19 protein-coding genes are annotated in these 21,124 nt (G+C 64.1%); 13 read left to right on the forward strand and 6 right to left on the reverse strand.

What is annotated here, in order from left to right:
• The first annotated feature begins 98 nt into the window (after positions 1-98).
• A complete protein-coding gene (locus Q8N40_RS24195; protein ID WP_305713602.1) occupies positions 99-2,327 on the forward strand; it encodes a CHASE2 domain-containing protein in 2,229 nt (742 codons plus the stop codon).
• A 52-nt stretch (positions 2,328-2,379) separates the two neighbouring features.
• Here the strand turns inward: Q8N40_RS24195 and Q8N40_RS24200 are convergent, their stop codons facing one another.
• Positions 2,380-2,622 carry a hypothetical protein gene (locus Q8N40_RS24200; RefSeq protein WP_305320607.1) on the reverse strand — a complete coding sequence of 81 codons (243 nt, stop codon included), beginning with the start codon at positions 2,620-2,622 and terminating at the stop codon, positions 2,380-2,382.
• A gap of 135 nt (positions 2,623-2,757) precedes the next feature.
• On the opposite strand from Q8N40_RS24200, the gene Q8N40_RS24205 reads away from it, so the two are divergent.
• From Q8N40_RS24205 to Q8N40_RS24235, 7 genes are all read left to right on the forward strand, one after another.
• Complete coding sequence (locus Q8N40_RS24205) at positions 2,758-4,422, forward strand: ABC transporter substrate-binding protein (protein WP_305320606.1); 1,665 nt, start codon at positions 2,758-2,760, stop codon at positions 4,420-4,422.
• A gap of 227 nt (positions 4,423-4,649) precedes the next feature.
• Positions 4,650-5,603, forward strand: coding sequence for an ABC transporter permease (locus Q8N40_RS24210; RefSeq protein WP_305713603.1), 954 nt, complete (start codon positions 4,650-4,652; stop codon positions 5,601-5,603).
• Positions 5,604-5,633: 30 nt separating this feature from the next.
• Positions 5,634-6,521 (forward strand): ABC transporter permease, encoded by an 888-nt coding sequence (locus Q8N40_RS24215; protein ID WP_305713604.1) that lies wholly within the window; start codon positions 5,634-5,636, stop codon positions 6,519-6,521.
• A gap of 4 nt (positions 6,522-6,525) precedes the next feature.
• Positions 6,526-7,578, forward strand: a complete 1,053-nt coding sequence (locus Q8N40_RS24220; RefSeq protein ID WP_305713605.1) for an ABC transporter ATP-binding protein — start codon at positions 6,526-6,528, stop codon at positions 7,576-7,578.
• 34 nt (positions 7,579-7,612) lie between these two features.
• On the forward strand, positions 7,613-7,810 hold the full coding sequence (locus Q8N40_RS24225; protein ID WP_305319431.1) for a hypothetical protein: 198 nt from the start codon (positions 7,613-7,615) through the stop codon (positions 7,808-7,810).
• Positions 7,807-9,219, forward strand: coding sequence for an amidase (locus Q8N40_RS24230; protein ID WP_305713606.1), 1,413 nt, complete (start codon positions 7,807-7,809; stop codon positions 9,217-9,219). Before Q8N40_RS24225 ends, Q8N40_RS24230 begins: the two co-directional genes overlap by 4 nt.
• Complete coding sequence (locus Q8N40_RS24235) at positions 9,216-10,190, forward strand: ABC transporter ATP-binding protein (protein WP_305713607.1); 975 nt, start codon at positions 9,216-9,218, stop codon at positions 10,188-10,190. Before Q8N40_RS24230 ends, Q8N40_RS24235 begins: the two co-directional genes overlap by 4 nt.
• Before the next feature lie 69 nt (positions 10,191-10,259).
• On the opposite strand, the gene Q8N40_RS24240 is transcribed toward Q8N40_RS24235, so the two are convergent.
• Both Q8N40_RS24240 and Q8N40_RS24245 read right to left on the reverse strand, forming a co-directional pair.
• Positions 10,260-10,508 carry a hypothetical protein gene (locus tag Q8N40_RS24240; protein ID WP_305319434.1) on the reverse strand — a complete coding sequence of 83 codons (249 nt, stop codon included), beginning with the start codon at positions 10,506-10,508 and terminating at the stop codon, positions 10,260-10,262.
• Between the two features lie 119 nt (positions 10,509-10,627).
• Positions 10,628-11,044: a DUF1236 domain-containing protein gene (locus Q8N40_RS24245; RefSeq protein WP_305319435.1), complete on the reverse strand. Its 417-nt coding sequence runs from the start codon at positions 11,042-11,044 to the stop codon at positions 10,628-10,630.
• Positions 11,045-11,328: 284 nt separating this feature from the next.
• Here Q8N40_RS24245 and Q8N40_RS24250 point away from each other — a divergent pair, with 284 nt between their 5' ends.
• On the forward strand, positions 11,329-13,077 hold the full coding sequence (locus tag Q8N40_RS24250; RefSeq protein WP_305319436.1) for a type I secretion system permease/ATPase: 1,749 nt from the start codon (positions 11,329-11,331) through the stop codon (positions 13,075-13,077).
• Positions 13,074-14,384, forward strand: a complete 1,311-nt coding sequence (locus Q8N40_RS24255; protein WP_305319437.1) for an HlyD family type I secretion periplasmic adaptor subunit — start codon at positions 13,074-13,076, stop codon at positions 14,382-14,384. Before Q8N40_RS24250 ends, Q8N40_RS24255 begins: the two co-directional genes overlap by 4 nt.
• 127 nt (positions 14,385-14,511) lie before the next feature.
• On the opposite strand, the gene Q8N40_RS24260 is transcribed toward Q8N40_RS24255, so the two are convergent.
• Positions 14,512-14,994, reverse strand: coding sequence for a CinA family protein (locus Q8N40_RS24260; protein WP_305319438.1), 483 nt, complete (start codon positions 14,992-14,994; stop codon positions 14,512-14,514).
• A gap of 198 nt (positions 14,995-15,192) precedes the next feature.
• Between Q8N40_RS24260 and Q8N40_RS24265 the strand changes: the two genes are divergently transcribed.
• From Q8N40_RS24265 to Q8N40_RS24275, 3 genes are all read left to right on the forward strand, one after another.
• The gene (locus Q8N40_RS24265) at positions 15,193-16,266 is read left to right on the forward strand and encodes an amidohydrolase family protein (protein WP_305319439.1); all 1,074 of its coding nucleotides are present in this window, start codon (positions 15,193-15,195) and stop codon (positions 16,264-16,266) included.
• Between the two features lie 61 nt (positions 16,267-16,327).
• Positions 16,328-17,440, forward strand: a complete 1,113-nt coding sequence (locus Q8N40_RS24270; protein ID WP_305319440.1) for an amidohydrolase family protein — start codon at positions 16,328-16,330, stop codon at positions 17,438-17,440.
• Positions 17,440-17,853: a Rieske (2Fe-2S) protein gene (locus Q8N40_RS24275; RefSeq protein WP_305319441.1), complete on the forward strand. Its 414-nt coding sequence runs from the start codon at positions 17,440-17,442 to the stop codon at positions 17,851-17,853. Before Q8N40_RS24270 ends, Q8N40_RS24275 begins: the two co-directional genes overlap by 1 nt.
• Positions 17,854-18,087: 234 nt before the next feature.
• Here Q8N40_RS24275 and ppk2 read toward each other — a convergent pair whose 3' ends face one another.
• Both ppk2 and Q8N40_RS24285 read right to left on the reverse strand, forming a co-directional pair.
• Positions 18,088-19,176 carry a polyphosphate kinase 2 gene (ppk2, locus tag Q8N40_RS24280; protein WP_305319442.1) on the reverse strand — a complete coding sequence of 363 codons (1,089 nt, stop codon included), beginning with the start codon at positions 19,174-19,176 and terminating at the stop codon, positions 18,088-18,090.
• A 226-nt stretch (positions 19,177-19,402) separates the two neighbouring features.
• Positions 19,403-20,929, reverse strand: coding sequence for a L,D-transpeptidase (locus tag Q8N40_RS24285; protein ID WP_305713608.1), 1,527 nt, complete (start codon positions 20,927-20,929; stop codon positions 19,403-19,405).
• Positions 20,930-21,124: the final 195 nt, after the last annotated feature.

The raw sequence follows: 21,124 nt of genomic DNA on the forward strand, positions 1-21,124 counted from the left end.
GCACCACCCAGCATATAGCCGATTTATGCGCAGGTTATAGGGGCGTCCGGGAATCCGGCATCTGGTGCCGCAATCCCCTGATGTGATACCCAAACGGGATGAAGCGGCTGAGGGTATTGCGGCGCTGGTTCAAGCGCAGGTTCGGGATTGCCAGGCTGGTCTGCCTTGCGATCCTGATCGGGCTGGCGGCGCTGCGCGTCGCCGATCCCTTTGCGGTCGAGGAGCTCAGGGTCAGGACCTTCGATGGCTTCCAGGCCATCGAGCCCCGGGTGAAGACGGCAAGGCCAGTCAGCATTGTCGATATCGACGAGAAGAGCCTGGCGAAGCTCGGCCAGTGGCCCTGGCCGCGAACCCGGGTCGCGGAACTGATCGACAAGCTCACCGCCCTCGGCGCCGTCGTGATCGCCTTCGATATCGTGTTCGCGGAGCCCGACCGGCTCAATCCCGGGATCGCGGCCGACACCATCCCCAATCTCGACGAGGAAACCAGGGCCAAGCTGCGCGCGCTGCCGAGCAACGACCAGATTCTGGCGGCTGCGCTCAAGCGCTCCCGCGTGGTGCTGGGCCAGTCCGGCTTTCCCTATGTGCTCGGCGAACTCGACAAATCATTGCCGGTGACGGGGCTGGCGATGCGTGGCGAGGAGCCGCAGCCATTCCTGATCGATTTCCAGGGGCTGCTGCGCAACGTCCCGGTGCTGGAGCAGGCGGCCGCCGGGCGGGGCCTGTTCACCATCAAGAACGAGCGCGACGGCATCGTGCGGCGGGTGCCGATGATCATGCTGGCGCAGGGCGCGACCATGCCGTCGCTGAGCTTCGAAATGCTGCGGGTGGCCTCCGGCGCCGGCACGATCCTGACCAAGGCCGACAAGGCCGGCCTCCAGAGCGTCGCCGTCTCGGGCTTCGAGGTCCCGACCGATCGCAACGGCCAGGTCTGGGTGCATTTCGCGCGCCGCGATCCGTCGATCTACGTCTCGGCGCTGGATGTGCTGGAAGGCCGCGTGCCGCCCGAGAAGATCGCGCAGAAGCTGGTGCTGATAGGAACCTCGGCGGTCGGATTGCTCGACGTCAAGACCACGCCGATCGATCCCGTGATGCCCGGCGTCGAAATTCATGCCCAGGTGCTCGAAGGCGTGCTGACCCGAACCGTGCTGTCGCAGCCCAATTGGGCGATATCGGCGGAGTTTTTCTTCGCGCTCATTCTCGGGCTTCTGGTGATCGCGTTTGCGCCGAACTTCGGACCGGTCACCCTGGTTGCGGTCGGCGCCCTGTTTGCGACGGTGCTGATCGGGACCTCCTGGTATTTCTACACCCAGCATCGTCTGCTGATCGATTTCACCTATCCTCTGATTTCGACCAGCTCGATTTACCTCACTTTGGTGTTCTCGAGTTACGTCCGGGAGCAGAAGCAGCGCCGGCAGATCCGCTCGGCCTTCGGCCAGTACCTTTCGCCGGCGCTGATCGAGCAACTCGCCCAGTCGCCGGAAAAGCTCCAGCTCGGCGGCGAGGAGCGCGAGATGACGATCATGTTCTCCGACGTTCGCGGCTTCACCACCATCTCGGAATCGTACAAGCACGATCCGCAGGGGCTCACGGCGCTGATGAACCGGTTCCTGACGCCGCTGACCAACGCCATCCTCGATCGCAAGGGCACCATCGACAAATACATGGGCGACGCCATCATGGCGTTCTGGAACGCGCCGCTCGACGACAAGGAGCACGAGATCAACGCCTGCGAGGCCGCCCTCGACATGCTGGAGCGAATCGTAGAACTCAACCAGGAGCGCGAGATCGAGGCACAGGACGGCGGCCACGTCTATATCCCGATCAATGTCGGCGTCGGCCTCAACACCGGCGTCTGCGTCGTCGGCAATATGGGGTCGAATCTGCGCTTCGACTATTCGGTGCTGGGCGACAGCGTCAATCTGGCGTCACGGCTGGAAGGGCAGTCCAAGGAGTACGGCTTTCCGATCATCATCGGCTCGAAGACCGCGATGGCGGTGAAGGACCGGTTTGCGATTCTCGAACTCGACTTCATCATGGTCAAGGGCAAGAAAGAGCCGGAGGTTATCTATGCCATAGCCGGCCGCGAGGACACCGCGCAATCCGAAACGTTCCAGCGATTGCGCAACCTGACCATCGAGATGTTGGCGTGCTACCGCAGCCGCGACTGGGACGGCGCGCTGGCGGCGATCGAACGCGGCCGCAAGACCGACGACGTCCAGGCGCTGGAATACCTGTACGGCTTGTACGAGGCGCGAATCCGCCTCTACCAGGAAAACCCGCCGCCAGCGGACTGGAACGGCGCGTTTGCGCTGCTGACGAAATAGCGCCCTCTTGTCATCCCTGCGAAACCATTGCGAAACCAGGGACGTCACGGCTTTACGGTGAAACCAGGTGTTGGATATCTTGACCCTTCCATTCGGTGGCAAGGCCGGGCATGTCCGCCATCGAAATTCCGTGGCGCACTTCAGTCTCGGCTTGCGCCGGTGCGGTGAACAAACCGGTGCTTACCGCGAGTGCCGCCGCAGCAATAAGCATCGAATTTCGGGCGCGCATGAACCAAACTCCGTTGAGGGGAAGCCGGTTGTGCATTGCAAACTTGATGCCAGAATAGGTATTCATTGCATCGCCGGTGTCGCGCAGTCATAACGAATTGTGCGTCAAATCGCCCTTCGGAGAATATTCGCTTCCCTTGGCATGCGCGTTGCATGAAATTGCATCAGAAATAGTCATCAAAAACGAGAAGGAGTTGCTGGGATGCGTGCCTTAAAATCTTGGAAGTACCGGGCTGCCACATTCGCCGTGCTCGGAGTCGGCTTGGTCGCCGCTTTCCCGCAGGCAGTCCAGGCGCAAACCACCCTGCGCATTGGCATGACCGCCGCCGATATTCCGCGCACGCTGGGCCAGCCGGATCAGGGTTTTGAAGGCAACCGCTTCACCGGCCTCACGATGTATGACGGCCTGACGCTGTGGGATCTCTCCTCCGCCGACAAGCCGAGCGTCGTGATTCCCGGGCTTGCGACCGAATGGAAGGTCGACGATGCCGACAAGAAGAAGTGGACGTTCAAGCTTCGCCCCGGCGTCAAATTCCACGATGGCTCGCCGTTCAACGCCGACGCCGTGGTCTGGAACGTCGAAAAGGTGCTCAAACAGGATGCACCCCATTTCGATCCGAGCCAGGTCGGCGTCACCGCGTCGCGGATGCCGACGCTGGCTTCCGCCCGCAAGATCGACGATCTCACGGTGGAATTGACCACCAAGGAGCCCGACAGCTTCCTGCCGATCAATCTGACCAACCTTTTCATGGCGAGCCCCTCGAAATGGCAGAAGCTGTTCGAGACGGCGGAAGGCGCTGACGCCAAGGCCAAGTCTCAGGCCGCCTGGGCCGGCTTCGCGCGCGACGCCTCCGGCACCGGGCCATGGAAGATGTCGAAATTCACGCCGCGCGAGCGGCTCGAACTGGTGAAGAATGAGGCTTACTGGGACAAGGCGCGCGTTCCCAAGGTCGACAGGATGCTGCTGTTGCCGATGCCCGAGGCCAACGCGCGCACCGCCGCCCTGCTTTCGGGCCAGGTCGACTGGATCGAGGCGCCGGCGCCGGATGCCGTGAAGGAAATCAAGCAGCGCGGCTTTCAGCTCCAGACCAACGAGTCGCCGCATGTCTGGCCGTGGCAGTTCTCGCGTGTTGAGGGCTCGCCCTGGAACGACATTCGCGTTCGCAAGGCGGCCAATCTCTGCATCGACCGCGAAGGGTTGAGGGACGGCCTGCTGGCCGGCCTGATGGTGCCGGCGACCGGCACCTTCGAACCCGGTCATCCCTGGCGCGGCAAGCCGACCTTCCAGATCAAGTATGACAAGGCGGCGGCGCAGAAGCTGATGCAGGAAGCCGGCTTCGGACCGACCAAGAAGCTGACGGTGAAGACCCAGACCTCGGCATCCGGCTCCGGCCAGATGCAGCCATTGCCGATGAACGAGTATCTGCAGCAGGCTCTGGGCGAATGCTATTTCGACGTGCAACTCGACGTCATCGAGTGGAATACGCTGTTCACCAACTGGCGCCGCGGCGCCAAGGATCCCACCGCCAACGGTGCCAACGCCACCAACGTCACCTATGCGGCGATGGACCCGTTCTTCGCGCTGGTCCGCTTCCTGCAATCGTCGATGGCGCCGCCGGTTTCGAATAATTGGGGCTTTATCAACAACCCCAAGTTCGATGAGCTGGTGACCAAGGCGCGCCAGACCTTCGAGCCGGCGGCGCGCGATGCGGCGCTGGCTGAACTGCATGCGGCCTCGGTCGACGACGCGGCGTTCCTCTACGTCGCCCACGACGTCTCTCCGCGCGCCATGAGCCCCAAGGTCAAGGGATTTGTGCAACCGAAGAGCTGGTTCGTGGACTTCTCGCCGATCACGATGGCGCCGTGATTGGCTGACTCTGCGCTTTCTACTCTCTCCCCTGTGGGAGAGGGTGGATCGAATGCGCTTGACGCATTCGAGACGGGTGAGGGGTCTTTCTCTGCGGATGCAGACCCCTCATCCGGCGCGGACTGCGCATAGCCGATGCAAGGCATCGGGGTCCTTGGAGACGACTGCCGCAGGCCGCCTACGGCCACCTTCTCCCACAAGGGGAGAAGGGAAGAAAAAGGTGACTTGTGCTCGTCTATATCGCCCGCCGTATTATCTATGTGATTCCCATCGTCATCAGTGTGGCGCTGGTGTGCTTTCTGCTGGTGCACATCACGCCCGGGGATCCTCTCGTCGCGGTTCTGCCGGCTGACGCCTCGCAGGAACTGGCGGCGCAATTGCGCATCGCCTACGGCTTCGACCGCCCGCTGCCGGTGCAGTTCGGCATCTGGGTGTGGAAGGCGCTCCATGGCGATCTCGGCAATTCCATCGCCACCGGGCGTCCGGTGCTTTCGGAAGTCATGCGCGCCGTCGGCAACACCGTGACGCTGGCGATCGCGGCCGCGCTGATCGGCTTCACGCTCGGATTGTTCTTCGGCCTGCTCGCCGGCTATTTCCGCGACACCTGGATCGACAAGGTCGCGACCTCGATCGCGATCGCCGGCGTCTCGGTGCCGCATTACTGGCTCGGCATGGTGCTGGTCATCATCTTCTCGGTGCAGCTCAACTGGTTGCCCGCGGTCGGCGCCGGCCCCGGCGGCTCCGGCGCCTGGGGCTGGGACTGGGAACACCTGCGCTATCTGATCCTGCCCGCGATTACCACGTCGGTGATTCCGATGGGCATCGTCACCCGCACTGTGCGCGCGCTGACTGGCGATATTCTTTCGCAGGACTTCGTCGAGGCCCTGCGCGCCAAGGGGCTGCGCGAGATCCATGTGTTCCGCCACGTCATCAAGAACGCCGCACCGACCGCGATGGCGGTGATGGGTCTGCAGCTCGGCTACATGCTGGGCGGCTCGATCCTGATCGAAACCGTGTTTTCCTGGCCGGGCTCGGGCCTGCTGTTGAATTCCGCGATCTTCCAGCGCGACCTGCCGCTGCTGCAGGGCACCATCCTGGTGCTGGCGCTGTTCTTCGTGTTTCTCAACCTGATGGTCGATATCACGCAGGCGGCGATCGACCCGCGTATCAAGCGGAGCTGATGCGGTGAATATCCATCCAAGGATCACACCATGAGCGCGATGACAGACACGGCCCTGCAGGTCGCGCCCGCCACCAAGGCGCGGGGCTACTGGGCCACGGTCGGCCGCCGCATCGCGCGCGACAAGGTCAGCATGGTCTGCGCCTTCATTCTCGCGCTGATCTTCCTCTCCGCCGTGTTCGCGCCGTGGCTCGGGCTCGCCGATCCCTATCAGGGTTCGATGATCCGCCGGCTCCGCCACATCGGCACGCCGAACTATCCGCTGGGCACCGATGAACTCGGCCGTGACATGCTGGCGCGCCTGATCTATGGCGGGCGCCTGTCGCTGCTGGTCGGCATATTGCCTGTCATCCTCGCCTTCATGATCGGGACCTCGCTCGGCCTCGCCGCCGGCTATGTCGGCGGCAAGCTCAATACCGTGATCATGCGCACCATTGACGTGTTCTACGCCTTCCCCTCGGTGCTGCTGGCGATCGCGATATCGGGCGCGCTCGGCGCCGGCATCGTCAACTCGATCGTCTCGCTGACCATCGTGTTCGTGCCGCCGATCACCCGCGTGGCCGAAAGCGTCACCACCGGCGTGCGCAATATGGACTTCGTCGAGGCGGCGCGCGCCTCCGGCGCCGGCGCCTTCACCATCATGCGGGTGCACATGTTGGGCAACGTGCTGGGACCGATCTTCGTCTATGCCACCGGCCTGATCTCGGTATCGATGATTCTGGCCGCCGGCCTGTCGTTCCTCGGCCTCGGCACCAAGCCGCCGGAGCCGGAATGGGGCCTGATGCTGAACACGCTGCGCACCGCGATCTACGTCAATCCGTGGGTGGCGGCGTTGCCCGGCGCCATGATCTTCGCGGTATCGATCTGCTTCAACCTGCTCAGCGACGGCATGCGCAGCGCCATGGACATCCGGAACTGACACCATGAACGAAATCGCCACAGTCGAAACGCTGGAGAAGGTCGAGGACGTCGGCGGCACCGCACAGCCGCTGCTGCAGGTGAATGGCCTGACAAAACATTTCCCGGTGCGCGGCCATCTGTTTGCGAAGCGCAAGACGGTGCGCGCGGTCGACGACGTCTCGTTCTCGATCGCCAAGGGCGAAACGGTCGGGATCGTCGGGGAATCAGGCTGCGGCAAGTCGACCACCGCGCGGCTGTTGATGCATTTGATGACACGCGATGCCGGCGATATCATCTATGACGGCCTGCAGGTCGGGCGCGCGCTGTCGCTGCGCGAGCTTCGTCGCGGCATGCAGATGGTGTTTCAGGACAGCTACGCCTCGCTCAACCCGCGGCTCACCATCGAAGAGTCGATCGCGTTCGGCCCCAAGGTGCACGGCATGGCGGATGACGCCTCGCGCGTGCTGGCGCGCGAACTGCTCGGCAAGGTCGGCCTGCGGCCGGAACATTTCGCGAACCGATATCCGCACGAGATTTCCGGCGGCCAGCGCCAGCGCGTCAATATCGCGCGCGCGCTGGCGTTGTCGCCGCGGCTGGTGATCCTCGATGAAGCCGTCTCGGCGCTGGACAAGTCGGTCGAGGCGCAGGTGCTCAATCTCTTGGTCGATCTCAAGCGCGAATTCGGGCTGACTTACCTCTTCATCAGCCACGATCTCAACGTGGTGCGCTACATGTCCGACCGCGTACTGGTGATGTATCTCGGCGAAGTGGTGGAGCTCGGTCCGGTCGACCGGGTGTGGGACGCGCCGGCGCATCCCTATACCCGGGCGTTGCTGGCGGCGATGCCGTCGTCCGATCCCGACAACCGCACCGAGACGCCGCCGATCTCCGGCGATCCGCCCAATCCGATCGATCCGCCCCCGGGCTGCCGGTTTCATACCCGGTGCCCGTTCGCAGAACCGCTCTGCGGAAACGCCACACCAAAACTCACTGCACTCGATACAATGGGCCATGAAGCGGCGTGCTACATGGCGATTCCAGGGTCCGGGCACAGTCGCGCACCGGCACACGCATGATGATCATGCGTAATAGACAGGGAGCGAACGCGAGATGACAAAACCGACGGCGAAAGAGATCAAGGCGATGGCTGACGTCACGGGCGTGCCGGTCGATGCCGATGTCGCGGGACGCATAGCCCATTCGATGGGGCCGGCGTTTGAGGGTTTCGCGCCGGTTGCCGGCACGCTGCCGTTCGACCTCGAGCCCGCGAGCTTCCAGCTGACGCAAGCGGCAAAGGTTTCCACATGAGCACCGAACCCGCCTTGATGTCGCTGACGGCGGTCGCGAAGGCGATCGCGGGCAAGACTGTCTCGTCGCGTGAGGTGACGCAATCCTGTCTTGAGCGGATCGCGCAGTGGCAGCCCAGCCTCAACGCCTTCATGTCGATCGAGGCGGACAGGGCGCTGGCCGCGGCCGATGCCGCTGACGCGGCGCGGGCGAAGGGCAAGGTGAGCGGTGCGCTGCACGGCGTGCCCTTGGCGCACAAGGATATGTATTACGACGCCGGCCACGTGGTGACCTGCGGTTCGAGAATCCGCCGCGATTTCGTCGCCACCACGACTTCGACGGCGTTGCAGCGACTGAAGGACGCCGGCACGGTTCGGCTCGGCTCGCTGCAGATGGTGGAGTTCGCCTACGGCCCGACCGGCCATAACCCGCATTACGGGCCGGTGCATAACCCTTGGAACATCGATCACATCACCGGCGGTTCGTCGTCGGGTTCGGGCTCGGCGGTCGCGGCACGGCTGACCTTCGCGGCCCTCGGCTCCGACACCGGCGGATCGATCCGGCTGCCGGCGCATTTCTGCGGCGTCACCGGACTGAAGACCACGGTCGGCCGCGTCAGCCGCGCCGGTGCGATGCCGCTGTCGCAGTCGCTCGATACCGTCGGCCCGCTTGCCCAAAGCGCGGAGGATTGCGCCTTGCTGCTCGGCCTGATGGCGGGAGCGGACCCGGCGGACCCCACCGCGATCGCAGGTCCGTTGCCGGATTACATGGCCGCGACGCGAGAACCGATCAAGGGTCTGACCATCGGCGTGCCCACCGCGTTCTACGTCGATGATCTCGATCCCGAAGTCGCCCGCATTTTCGAAGAAGCGCTGGCGGTGCTCAAGCGCGAAGGCGCCAATATCGTTCAGGTCGAGTTGCCCGAGCAGCGCCAGCTCACGGCGGCGTGCCAGTTCGTGCTCGCGACCGAAGCCGCCGCGTTCCACAAGCGCTGGATGATCGAACGCCCCGGCGACTACGGCGCGCAGGTCCTGATGCGGCTGCAGAACGGGCTCGCGGTATCCGGCGTATCCTATCTGGAGGCGATGCGCTGGCGCGGTCCGGCTCTGGCCGCGCACAACGCCGCGGTCGCCGGCGTCGATGCCATGATCATGCCGGTGTCGCCGGTCGCAGCACCCACAATCGCCGAAAGCGACGTCGGCAACAGTCCCGACGCCGAGGCGATGATCCAGCGGCTGACGCGCTTCACCCGCCCGATCAATTACCTGGGATTGCCGTCGCTTTCGATTCCGACGGGCTTCACCAAGGACGGCCTGCCGGTCGGCATGCAGCTGGTCGGCCGTTCGTTCGATGAAGCCATGATTTTGCGGATCGGTGCTGCGTTCCAGCGCGCCACCGACTTCCACGGCCGGGTACCAAAAAAGCGATGAGCAATCTCGTCGAGATCAAGAACCTCAACATTCGTTTCAGCGGCGAGCGGACCGTGCATGCCGTCAATGACCTCAGTCTCACGCTGGGCGAGGGCGAGGTGCTCGGCCTGCTCGGCGAATCCGGTTCCGGCAAGAGCGTCACCCTGCGCGCGCTGATGCGGCTGTTGCCGAAAAAGCGGACGCAGATTTCCGGCACCGTGCAGGTGCTGGGGCGCGATGTGCTGGCGCTGGACGACGAGGAGCTGTCGGCGTTTCGCGGCCAGACCGTCTCGATGATTTTTCAGGAGCCGGCGCTGGCGCTCGATCCGGTCTACACCATCGGCCAGCAGATTTCCGAAAGTGTGATGCGTCACGAGGGCAAGAGCCAGGCCGACGCGACTGCGCGGGCGCTGGAAATGCTGGAGGTGGTGCGGATCCCCTCCGCCAAGCGAAGGCTCGACGCCTATCCGCACGAGATGTCGGGCGGCATGCGGCAGCGCGCCATGATCGCGCTGGCGCTGGCCTGCAAGCCGAAGATCCTGTTAGCCGACGAACCCACCACGGCGCTGGACGCTACCGTGCAGATTCAAATTCTGCTGTTGCTGCGTGAACTGCAGCGCGAATTCGGCATGTCCGTCATTTTCGTCACCCATGATATCGGCGTCGCCATCGAAATCTGCGACCGGGTGGCGGTGATGTATGCGGGCCAGATCGTCGAGCAGGGCAAGCTCAGCCAGATCGTGCGCACGCCGATCCACCCCTACGCACGCGGCCTGCTGGCTTCCACCGTGCACGGCGCCAAGCGCGGCCAGCGGCTGGAAACCATCCCGGGGACGCCACCTTCGCTCGACAAGGCGCCCGTCAATTGCTCGTTCGCGCCGCGCTGCACCTTCGCGCAGCCGCGTTGTATCGAAAGCCTGCCGCCCAATGTGCAAGTGCCGCCGGACCGGATCGCTAGGTGCATTCTGGCCGAGCCGATGGCTGCGATTTAGGCAACGGTTTACATTGTGGTGGGCGGTTTTATTTACCTCGCCTCGCTTGGGGCGAGAGCTTGAGCGGCCTCACGCGTTGACGCGCGGGTCGGCCCATTTTTCGATCTGGGAAGCGCCAATCACCTGCTTGGGCTGATGCGGGTTGAGCGTGCCGGCGCTGGCCGACCAGCCCTTGGCCAGAATCTGCATGGCGAACAGCTTGGCGTCGACCTCCGACCTGAACGTGCGGGTCGATCGCACCACGCCTTCGGCGCTGTCGTCCGTTTTGATGGTCTTGTCCGGCCCGAAGGCCACGTACCAGGTGTCAGGTTGTGTCATGATTTCATAACAACGGTCGCAGCCTAAAGTTCCGATGCGGGATCTGGCGGCTGGCTCATGGCCGAAAAAAGGGCCGCCCCGAAGGACAGCCCCATGTTCTATGTTTGTTGCGTCGGTTTTTACTCGACGATCTCGACGATGCGGCGGGTTCGCGGTTCGACCAGGACGGTGCGGCCATTCACGACGGTGTAGCGATGCTCGCGAACGCCATATTCCTGTGGCACATCGTAATAGGTGACGCCGTCTTCCGGCAGCACGACGCCGACCCGGACGTCTTCGCGGTACTGGTAGGACGGGCGGCGCTGTTCGACCACGTAGCTGCGAAAGCGCGGACGCTCATCGACGCCCAAGACTCCGGCCACACCGCCGACCACGCCACCGACTACACCGCCGACCACGGCGCCGACCGGACCGGCGGCCCGTTCGCCATCGCGCGCGCCGCGCTCGATGCCGCCGGGGACGCCCTGGGCGAGGGCCAGCGAAGGAATGGCGAGAACGGCGACAAGCGCGGCTGTTCCGAAAAATCGGCGGATCATGATAACTCCATGTGATTGGGAAGGTGCATGACAAGCGGCCAGGAGCCACTATGTTCCGTCCCCTGGGGCACTAAATCAGGCTTCCGCGCCCCTCACCCGGTTCCTGCGGGCCGATCGCGCCCTGATCGGCCCGGTCCAGCTCCGTTCGCAGGATGGGCCGGCGCGGCCCGCCACCCCCGCGCGAGTATGCCGATACGTTTAGGTTAACGCGAGCTACATGGACGCTGGCCGCAAACATCGGTAGAACTGAGGCCATTGCACCCCTCGTGAAGAGATCAGATTCGATGGCAGCCGCCCCCGGTGTCCGGCGTTCCGAACTCGGTGATGCGTTGCGCGCCTGCCGCAACGCCTTCATCGGCGTCGGCCTCATGAGTTGCATGATCAATCTGCTTTATCTGACCGGCTCGATCTTCATGCTGGAGGTCTACGACCGGGTCCTGCCGAGCCGCAGCATCCCGACGCTGGTCGGCCTCGTGATCCTGGCCGGTGGATTGTACGTAGCCCAGGGCATTCTCGACCTGATCCGCGGCCGCGTGCTGGTCCGCATCGGCACCTCGCTCGATGAAGCGCTCAATGCCCGGGTGTTCGACACCGTAGTGCGCCTGCCGCTGATGGTAGGCGGCCGCAATGAGGGCCTGCAGCCGCTGCGCGATCTCGATAACGTCCGCTCATTCCTGTCCAGCATGGGGCCGGGCGCGTTTTTCGACCTGCCGTGGCTGCCGTTCTATCTGGCGATCTGTTTCATGTTCCACACCCTGATCGGCGTGACCGCGCTGGTCGGCGCCATCATCCTGGTTACGCTCACCATCATCACCGAATTCATGTCGCGGGCACCGGCGCGCGAGGCCATGGGCCTGGCGTCGCGCCGCAACGATCTGGCCGCCACCAGCCGGCGCAACGCCGAAGTGCTGGTGGCGATGGGCATGTCCAGCCGATTGACAAAACGCTGGAGCGAGGCCAACGAAAAATATCTCGCCGGCAACCAGCGCGCGAGCGACGTTGCGGGAGGTCTCGGCGCCATCGCCAAGGTGATGCGCATGGTGCTGCAGTCGGCGGTGCTCGCGGTCGGCGCCTATCTCGTGATCAACCAGGAAGCCACTGCCGGCGTCATCATCGCGGGCTCGATCCTGAGCGCGCGGGCACTGGCGCCGGTCGATCTCGCGATTGCGCACTGGAAGGGCTTCGTGGCCGCGCGGCAGAGCTGGCACCGCCTCAACAAGCTGCTGGAAGCGCTGCCGGCGCAGGCCGAGCAGACCCTGTTGCAGAGCCCGTCGAAGCGGCTGTCGGTCGAGGGCGTCAGCATCGTGCCCCCTGGCGATCAGAAGATCATCGTACAGGACGTGACCTTTGCGCTGGAAGCCGGCAACGGCCTCGGCGTGATCGGGCCGAGCGGATCGGGCAAGTCGTCGCTGATCCGCGCGCTGGTCGGGGTCTGGCAACCGGTGCGCGGCAAGGTGCGACTCGATGGCGCGGCACTCGACCAGTGGTCGAGCGACGTGATCGGCCGCCACATCGGCTATCTGCCGCAGGATGTTGAACTATTCGCAGGCTCGGTCGCGCAGAACATCTGCCGCTACGATCCCGAAGCCACCTCCGACACCATCATCAAGGCCGCCAAGGAAGCCGGCGTCCACGACATGATCATCAAGATGCGCGAAGGCTACGACACCCAGATTGGCGAGCAGGGCACCGCGCTCTCCGCCGGTCAGGCGCAGCGCGTGGCGCTGGCGCGGGCGCTGTATGGCGATCCGTTCCTGATCGTGCTCGATGAGCCGAACTCCAACCTCGATACCGAGGGCGACGAGGCCTTGAGCCGGGCAGTCCGCGCCTCGCGCGAGCGCGGCGCCATCGTGGTGGTGGTCGCGCACCGGCCGATCGGAATCGAGGCGGTCGACATGCTGCTGGTGCTGAAGGACGGCCGCATGCAGGCCTTCGGCCCGAAGGAAACCGTGCTGGGCCAGGTGCTGCAGCCGCGCGTCGCGCCGCCGTCGCCGATCAAGATCGTCTCCGAAGGGGGAGTTGCCAAATCATGACGGACAAGCCGAAGCGTGGTTCGCAAGCGTCGATCCGGCTGCACATGATCATCGGCCTCTCCGTCATCCTGCTTCTGGTGGGCGGACTGGGTACCTGGGCATCGACGGCGCAGATCTCGGGCGCGCTGATCGCGCCGGGACAGATCGTGGTCGAATCCAACGTCAAGAAAGTGCAGCACCCGACCGGCGGCGTGGTCGGCGAGGTGCGCGCCCGCGACGGCATGTCGGTAAAGGCCGGCGACATCGTGGTGCGGCTCGACGACACCGTCACCAAGGCCGGCCTCGCCATCGTCAACAAGGCGCTCAACGGGCTCTGGGCGCGGGCGGCGCGGCTGGAGGCCGAACAGCGCGGCCTCGACCAGATCACGTTCCCTGCGATGCTGCTCGACCGCCCCAACGATCCCGACGTCCAGAACGTCATGGCCAGCGAAAGCAAGCTGTTCGAGGTCCGCACCACCGGACGCGCCGGACAGAAGTCGCAGCTGCGCGAGCGCGTCGCCCAGCTCAAGGAAGAGATCGCGGGCCTGGCCGCCCAGGAGCAGGCCAAGGACAAGGAAATCGTGCTGGTCGAAAAGGAACTGGTCGGGGTTCGCTCGCTGTTCGAGCAGCGCCTGGTTCAGCTCTCGCGCCTGACCGTGCTGGAGCGCGACGCCGCACGGCTGTCCGGCGAACGGGCGCAATACATCGCCGCAAGGGCGCAGGCCCGCGGCAAGATCACCGAAACCGAGTTGCAGATCATCCAGGTCGACAAGGATCTGGTCAGCGAAGTTTCAAAAGACCTGCGCGAGACCAACGACAAGATCGGCGAATTCGTCGAGCGCAAGGTGACGGCCGAGGACCAGCTGCGCCGGGTCGACATCCGCGCCCCGCAGGACGGCATGGTGCTGCAATCCACCGTTCACACCGTCGGCGGCGTAATCACCGCCGGCGACGCCATCATGATGATCGTGCCGCAGGCCGACGATCTCTCGGTCGAGGCCAAGGTCAATCCGCAGGACATCGACAAGCTGCAGATCGGCCAGAAGACGGTGCTGCGGCTGTCGGCGCTGAATCAGCGCACCACGCCGGAACTGAACGGCGTGGTGTCGCGCGTCTCGCCCGACGTCACCACCGACCAGCGCACCGGCCAGAGCCACTACACCATCCGCGTCTCGATGGCGCCGGCCGAAGTCGCTCGCCTCGGCGAGGTCAAGCTGATCCCGGGCATGCCGGTCGAAGCCTTCGTCCAGACCGGCGACCGCACCCTGCTGTCGTATCTGATGAAGCCGCTGAGCGATCAATTGATGCGCTCGTTCCGGGAGCGGTGATCTAGTCGTCCCTGCGAACGCAGGGACCCATAACCACCGTCGCCAATTGTTGGCGAAAGTCTTCCAACAGCCTTCTTCAATCGAACCGTCACGGCGTATGGGTCCCCGCGTTCGCGGGGACGACGACTCACCGCGACAAATTCCGCAGCAGCAAATTTAGCGCCGCGCTCGCAAAGCTGTGCATGTTGGCGAGCCGGTCGGCGCTGCCGGTCTCCAGCGTGATCACCGCATTCTCCGGGCCGGCGAGTCCCATGCAGCTGTGGCCGGCGGCGTCGCCGTAGCGGTTGCCGGTGGGGCCGGTGGCGCCGGTTTCGGACAGGCCCCAGTCGGTGCCGAAGCGCGTGCGAATCTGGCTCGCCAGCAATTTGGCGTAAGGCTCGGACGCCGAACGGATGCCCTTCATCGCCTCGTCGGGAATATCCATCAACAGCCGCCGGGCGTCGCGGGTGTAGACCACGCCGCCGCCGAGGAAATACGCCGAAGCGCCGGGCACCGCGAGCAGGCTTGCGGAAATCAGCCCGCCGGTCGAGGATTCCGCGACCGCGATGGTCTGCTTCCGTTCGATCAGTCGGGCGGCGATTTTTTCGGCGATTGGGACAAGGTCTTTCATTCGGCTCTCAATTCTGGCGCGGGATGGGCTTCAGCAGCGTCCTGCCGATCTCCTAGCACAGGATTGCATGGCTGCCGACTCGCCGGCCGCCGGCTCCGCCGATGGACGGGGCCCCGCGCGCACTTTATGCTGCGCAGGGATTCAGCGAGCCAACGCCGAATCCGATGGGCGCCACGAGCCAAGAGGAAACCAGAAGTCATGACGTCACCGCTCGCGGGCGGCGTGGATTGCGATCTGCATCCGGCCGTTCCTCATCTGACCAGCCTGTTGCCCTACCTCGACGATTACTGGCGCGACCAGGTGACGACGCGGGGCATGACGGACCTCGTATCGCAATCCTATCCGACCAATTCGCCGATCTCTTCGCGGCCGGACTGGCGGCCTGCGCAGGGCAAGCCGGGATCCAGTCTTGAGGACATGAAGACGCAGGCGCTCGACCGCTTCGGCGTCAGCCAGGGCATCTGCAATCCCCTGTACGGCGTGCAGATGGTGTTTTCCGAGGACATGGCGGATGCATTCTGCCGCGCGCTCAACGACTGGCTGGCCAGGGAATGGCTCGACCAGGAACCGCGGCTGCGCGGCTCGATCGTGATACCCGTGCAGAGCGTCGAGAAGTCGGTGGCGGAGATCGAGCGCTGTGCGAAAGATTCGCGCTTCGTCCAGGTGCTGATGCTTGTGATGGGTGACATGCCGCTCGGCAAACGCGCCTACTGGCCGATCTACGCCGCGGCTGAGAAGCATGGCCTGCCGATCGGCATCCATGCCGGCAGCGCCTACCACAACCCGCCGACCTCGGTCGGCTGGGGTTCCTATCACATCGAGGATTACGTCGCCCAGGCGCAGGCGTTCCAGACCCAACTGACCAGCCTGATCGTCGAGGGCGTCTTCGCGCGGCATCCGAACCTGAAAATGGTGATGCTGGAATCCGGCTGGAGCTGGCTGCCGTCCTATCTGTGGCGGCTGCACAAATTCTGGCGCGGCGTTCGTATGGAAACGCCGTGGGTGGACCGCTCGCCCCAGGAAATTGTGCGCAGCAACATCCGGTTTTCGCTGCAGCCGATCGACGCGCCGCCGGATCCGGCGATCCTCCATCGACTGTTTGACCATATGCAATCGGATGAATTGCTCCTATTCTCGACCGACTATCCGCACTGGCAATTCGAAGGCGACCAGGTGCTGCCCGCGGGGATATCGCCGGATCTCGTGCGCAAGATCATGATCGATAACCCGCACGCGACTTACCCGCGTTTGAAACTGCCGGTGGCGGCGTGATCCCGAAAAAGTGGAATCCGGTTTCGGATAGGATCATGCCCACTAAGAAGGAGACAACGCCATGAACGTCCAGTTCCGCGACCGTCCGGCACCCGGTTCCTCCGTTGAGGTCAAGACCGCGATCGCCGATTGCGACATCCATCCGGCGCGCGCGACCAGGCAGGAATTGTATCCGTTCCTGGCGAAGCGCTGGCATGCCCATCTCGAAACCTGGGGCGTCCATCCCTATCAGGGCATGATGGAAGGCCCGCCCTATCCGAAGGCGCAGCCCAATGCGTCGCGCCGCGATGCCTATCCGCCGGAAGGCGGCCAGCAGGGATCGTCGCTTTCGTTCATGCAGAAGCAACTGCTCGATCCCTACAATGTGGCGCTCGGCGTGCTCAATCCGCTCGGCGCCACCGGACAGGGCATGCGTAATCACGATCTGGCCACGGCGCTCGCGACTGCCATCAACGACTGGCAGATCGCCAAATGGACCAGCCAGGACAGCCGCCTGAAAGGTTCGGTCGTCGTCGCCAACGAGGATGGCGTGTCCGCCGCCGCCGAAATCCGCCGCCGCGCGGGCGACAGGAATTTCGTTCAGGTGCTGCTGCTCAGCCGCAATGTCGAGCCGCTCGGCCAGCGCCGCTACTGGCCGATCTACGAGGCGGCCGAGGAAGCCGGGCTTCCCGTCGGCGTGCACGCCTTCGGCTTCGGCGGCAATCCGATCACCGCCTCCGGCTGGCCGAGTTTTTACATCGAGGAAATGGTCGGCCATTCGCAATGCCAGCAGACCGCCTTGGCCAGCATCGTGCTGGAAGGGGTGTTCGAACGCTACCCGAAACTGAAGATGGTGATGATCGAGGCCGGCTTCGGCTGGGCGCCGTCGCTGTCGTGGCGGCTCGACAAGGTCTTCGAAAAGCTGCACGGCGAGGTGCCGCACCTCAAGCGCAAGCCGTCGGAATATATCCGCGACCACATTTTCTGGACCACGCAGCCGATGGAAGATCCGGAGCGCCGCGACCATCTGTTCGACGTCATCGACTGGATCGGTTGGGACAAGCTGTTGTTCGCCACCGACTACCCGCATTGGGACTTTGACGAGCCGTCGCGGGTGCTGCCGTCCGGCGTCAGCGACGCCAACCGCGAGGCGTTTTATCTGACCAACGCGCTGAAGCTGTACGGTCTCGCATAATGGTTCGTCACGTCATTGCCCCGGTGAACGAGTTGCCGCCGGGCACGCGCAAATTCCTCACCATCGACGAGCGCCCGATCGCGATCTTCAACATCAAGGGCGAGTTCTTCGGCCTCCTGAATCGCTGCCCGCATCAGGGTGCCGCCTTGTGCGAAGGCCCGTTGATCGGCTTGGCTCGGTCTTCCGATCCCGGCGAGATCGAATACACGCGACAAGGTGAAATCCTGCGCTGCCCCTGGCATGGCTGGGAATTCGACATCCGCACCGGGCAGTCGTACTGCGACCCCAGGAAATTCCGCACAAGGTCCTATCCGGTCAATGTCGAACCGGGCACCAATGTGGTGAAGGGGCCGTATGTCGCGGAGACCCTGGCGGTATCGGTGGAGAGCGACTACGTGGTGGTGGATCTGTAGGAACCGGTCGAGCGGTCACAGCGAGCACGATTTAGTATCGGGATTCGCGATGGTCGCCTGACCGGACATCATCCCGCTGACACAAATCGAAGCGAATGACCGTGGACGGACATTGGGTCCGTCCTTAAGTGTTCTCATGACTTCAACGAGCGTCAATCAAAGGCAGATGCTGCTGCCGAAGGTCGACCTTGTGGACAGACAAATGCCAGCGGCCGTCCTCGACGAAGAGCGGAATCAATTCGTGTGCTCCTCGCGCTCGTGAATGATGTTCGCCCTGCCTACCAGCAGATTATCCACGTGCCCTATCCTTTTGGCGTCTTTTCCCGCGTAGGGCATGGAATGCAGCACATAGCGCATGGCGTTCAATCTGGCCCGTTTCTTGTCGTCAGACTTGATGACAATCCAGGGGCAATCGGCGGTATCGGTATGGAAGAACATCGCCTCCTTGGCCTTGGTGTAGTCGTCCCACTTGTCGAGCGAGGCAAGATCGATGGGTGACAGCTTCCATTGCTTGAGCGGGTGCCCCTCGCGCTCCTTGAATCGTCGTCGCTGTTCGTCACGGCTGACCGAGAACCAGAACTTGATGAGGTGAATGCCGCTCCTAACGAGGTTGCGTTCGAACTCCGGAACCTGTCGCTGGAACTCTTCATACTCATTCGGTGCGCAAAACCCCATCACGCGCTCGACACCCGCGCGATTGTACCAGCTGCGATCGAACAGGACAATTTCGCCAGCGGTTGGCAGGTGCTGAACGTAGCGCTGAAAATACCATTGCCCCCGCTCAACCTCGCTCGGCTTCTCGAGGGCAACGACACGGGCGCCGCGCGGATTGAGATGTTCCATGAATCGCTTGATTGCGCCACCCTTGCCCGCGGCATCGCGTCCTTCGAAGAGAAGCACTATTCTCTGGCGTGTCTCTTTCATCCAGTTCTGCATTTTCAAAAGCTCGGTTTGCAGAACGAACTTCTGTTCCTCGTAGTCCTTCCGGAGCATGCGCACAGCGTAGGGATAGGCGCCCGACCGCCAGTCCTTCGAAAGCTGGTCGACGTCTTGTTGCGAGGGCTTCACTCTCTTGCCGGTCAGAAACTCCTGTAAGCGTCGCGCATCGTCGGGAGATGCCCCGTCCAGCATCGCGATCACCGGCTCGCTGTTGGCGTTCAGCATAGGCGGGCCCTTTACCATCGTGTCGAAGGCGGCGAGTTCGGCCTGGATCGCACCCTGGGACGATTGCTCAACCAGAGACCGTTCAATAGGGTTGAGGTCGATATCCCGCCCGGCAGCCAATTTGCCGGGTCGCCCTTTCCTCCGAATAGCCTTCACCATTGGATAGCTCCCCGTGGGAATATATGGTTGGCCGGTTCCGGCCAGACTTGACCTAGATCAAATACCGCAACTCGCCGCGGATTGACCCATGCCCTTGACATGGCACTTAGAGACATTGCCGACGCCCGTAACGATACCCGGTGATCAGGGCAATACGAACTCCATGCCGGCGGCAAGCTCTGAAAATGACCGGAACCCCACTGCCACGCGCGACGCGTGCGGCGTCTTACCGCCAGCCCATTGGCCCCTGGCGATAATACTGGCCGCCACGCGGGGGCGCATATCTGGGCTGGGGCTCCGGATTACGCGGGAACATGAAGCCCAGGAAGTCGCCGTCGCTCGCGACCTGCATATCCAGCGGAGGCGTGCGCGGGCGCGTGATGAAGCCGCCTTGCGGCTGATGGCTCAGCACCGCGACGAATTCGGTACGGTAGTTGGTCTCGACGCTCAGCGGTTCGTCCGAGATGATGATCGAGGATCGCGGCAGTGCGGTCGGCGCGATTCGATCGAGCACCGCCTGCGGGATGGCGATGCGGTCGATTGCGCTCTTGGCATCGTCGGTGTTGTCGATCGTGACCGCGCTCCAGCGCAGGCCCGTTTCGTTGCGCGCCATCGCCGTGAACACATGCGTGCCGATCCGCTTGCCGGGATCGCGGATGGTGACGGGAACCTCGATGGTCGCATCAAATACCTTGCCGCCGCCGTCCGGCGCCGGCTTGTGGGTGTTGCGCCGCACGTACAGCTTCTGGGTGGCGCGGCTGATGTAGATCGAGACCGGCTCGAGGGCGAGCTTCGCCTCGCTGGCCGCCTTGGCGGTGTCGGCCTTCCTCGTCGCGGCCACCTTGGCGGCGTCCTTGGCGGCGGCGGCCGCTTCGAGCTTCGGTTTCGCGTCGACCCTGGCCGCGTCGAGTTGCGTTGCCATGTCCGCGGATTTGGCGGCGGCTTTTTGCTTGAGGTCCTCGGCCCGCGCCTTGGCCTCATCGGTCTTCGCGGCGGCGAGCGCCTTGTCGGCGCCGGCGAGCTCGGCGTCGGCGCGGGCCTTGAGCCCCTCCAGCTTGCGCAGCGCCGCCGTCAGGGTCGCCGTCTCGCGCGGCGCTTTCGCCGCGGCCTTCTTCGCCTCGTCGGCCGCCCTTGCAGCCTCGGCCGCTTCGCTGGCCAGCGCCTCGGCCCTGGCCGGCGCGGCTGCGATGGCCTCCGCCTTCGGCACCAGCAGCGCCGGATGGGAGAATTCGACCGGCTCGGCGTTGTTAGGCGAGATGATCACGCGCATTCCGAGCCGCGTCTTGTCGAACAGTTTCTCGGCGAAGCCAAACGGCATCCGCACGCAGCCGTGCGAGGCCGCATATCCGGGCAGCGGCCCGCCGTGCAGCGCGATGCCGTTCCAGGTAATGCGCTGCATGTTCGGCATCTCGGCATCGTCATACATGTTCGAGCGATGCTCCTTGTTCTTCTCGACGATGGCGAAGACGCCGGCCGGCGTCTCGCGTCCAGTGGTCCCGGTCGATACCGGCGCGCGAAAAATCCAGCCGTCGGCGTCGTAGAGCGTGACCTGCTGGCTCTTGATCGACACGATCGCCATGATCGGCTCGCCTGCCTCGCGTGGCGCCGTCGCCTCGGTGGGTAGCGCGGGGCGCGCCTGTCTCGCCGCGGCGTCGGCAGTCAGCGCAGTCAGTGCGACCATCGCCGCGAGCGTCACCATGGCGGGACGCCGCATCTCCGCGGTGGATCGGGCCGTCGTAAATCGCTTAACCATGCCATGCCCCGGTTGAAATGCCTGTCCGCGCCTGCGTCGGTCGAGTGAGCCTCTCATATAGGACCGCCCACGCAGGAGGAAGCGCGGCTCGCGGCTGAAATGGGGCATATTGCCGATATCCGCGTGGCTGCGGCAAAATAACCCGTCGTCGGGCAAGATTTCCCTTTCGCCGTCGGGCAAATCACTCTTACGACT

Source organism: Bradyrhizobium sp., from assembly GCF_030693485.1.
Lineage (GTDB): Bacteria > Pseudomonadota > Alphaproteobacteria > Rhizobiales > Xanthobacteraceae > Bradyrhizobium.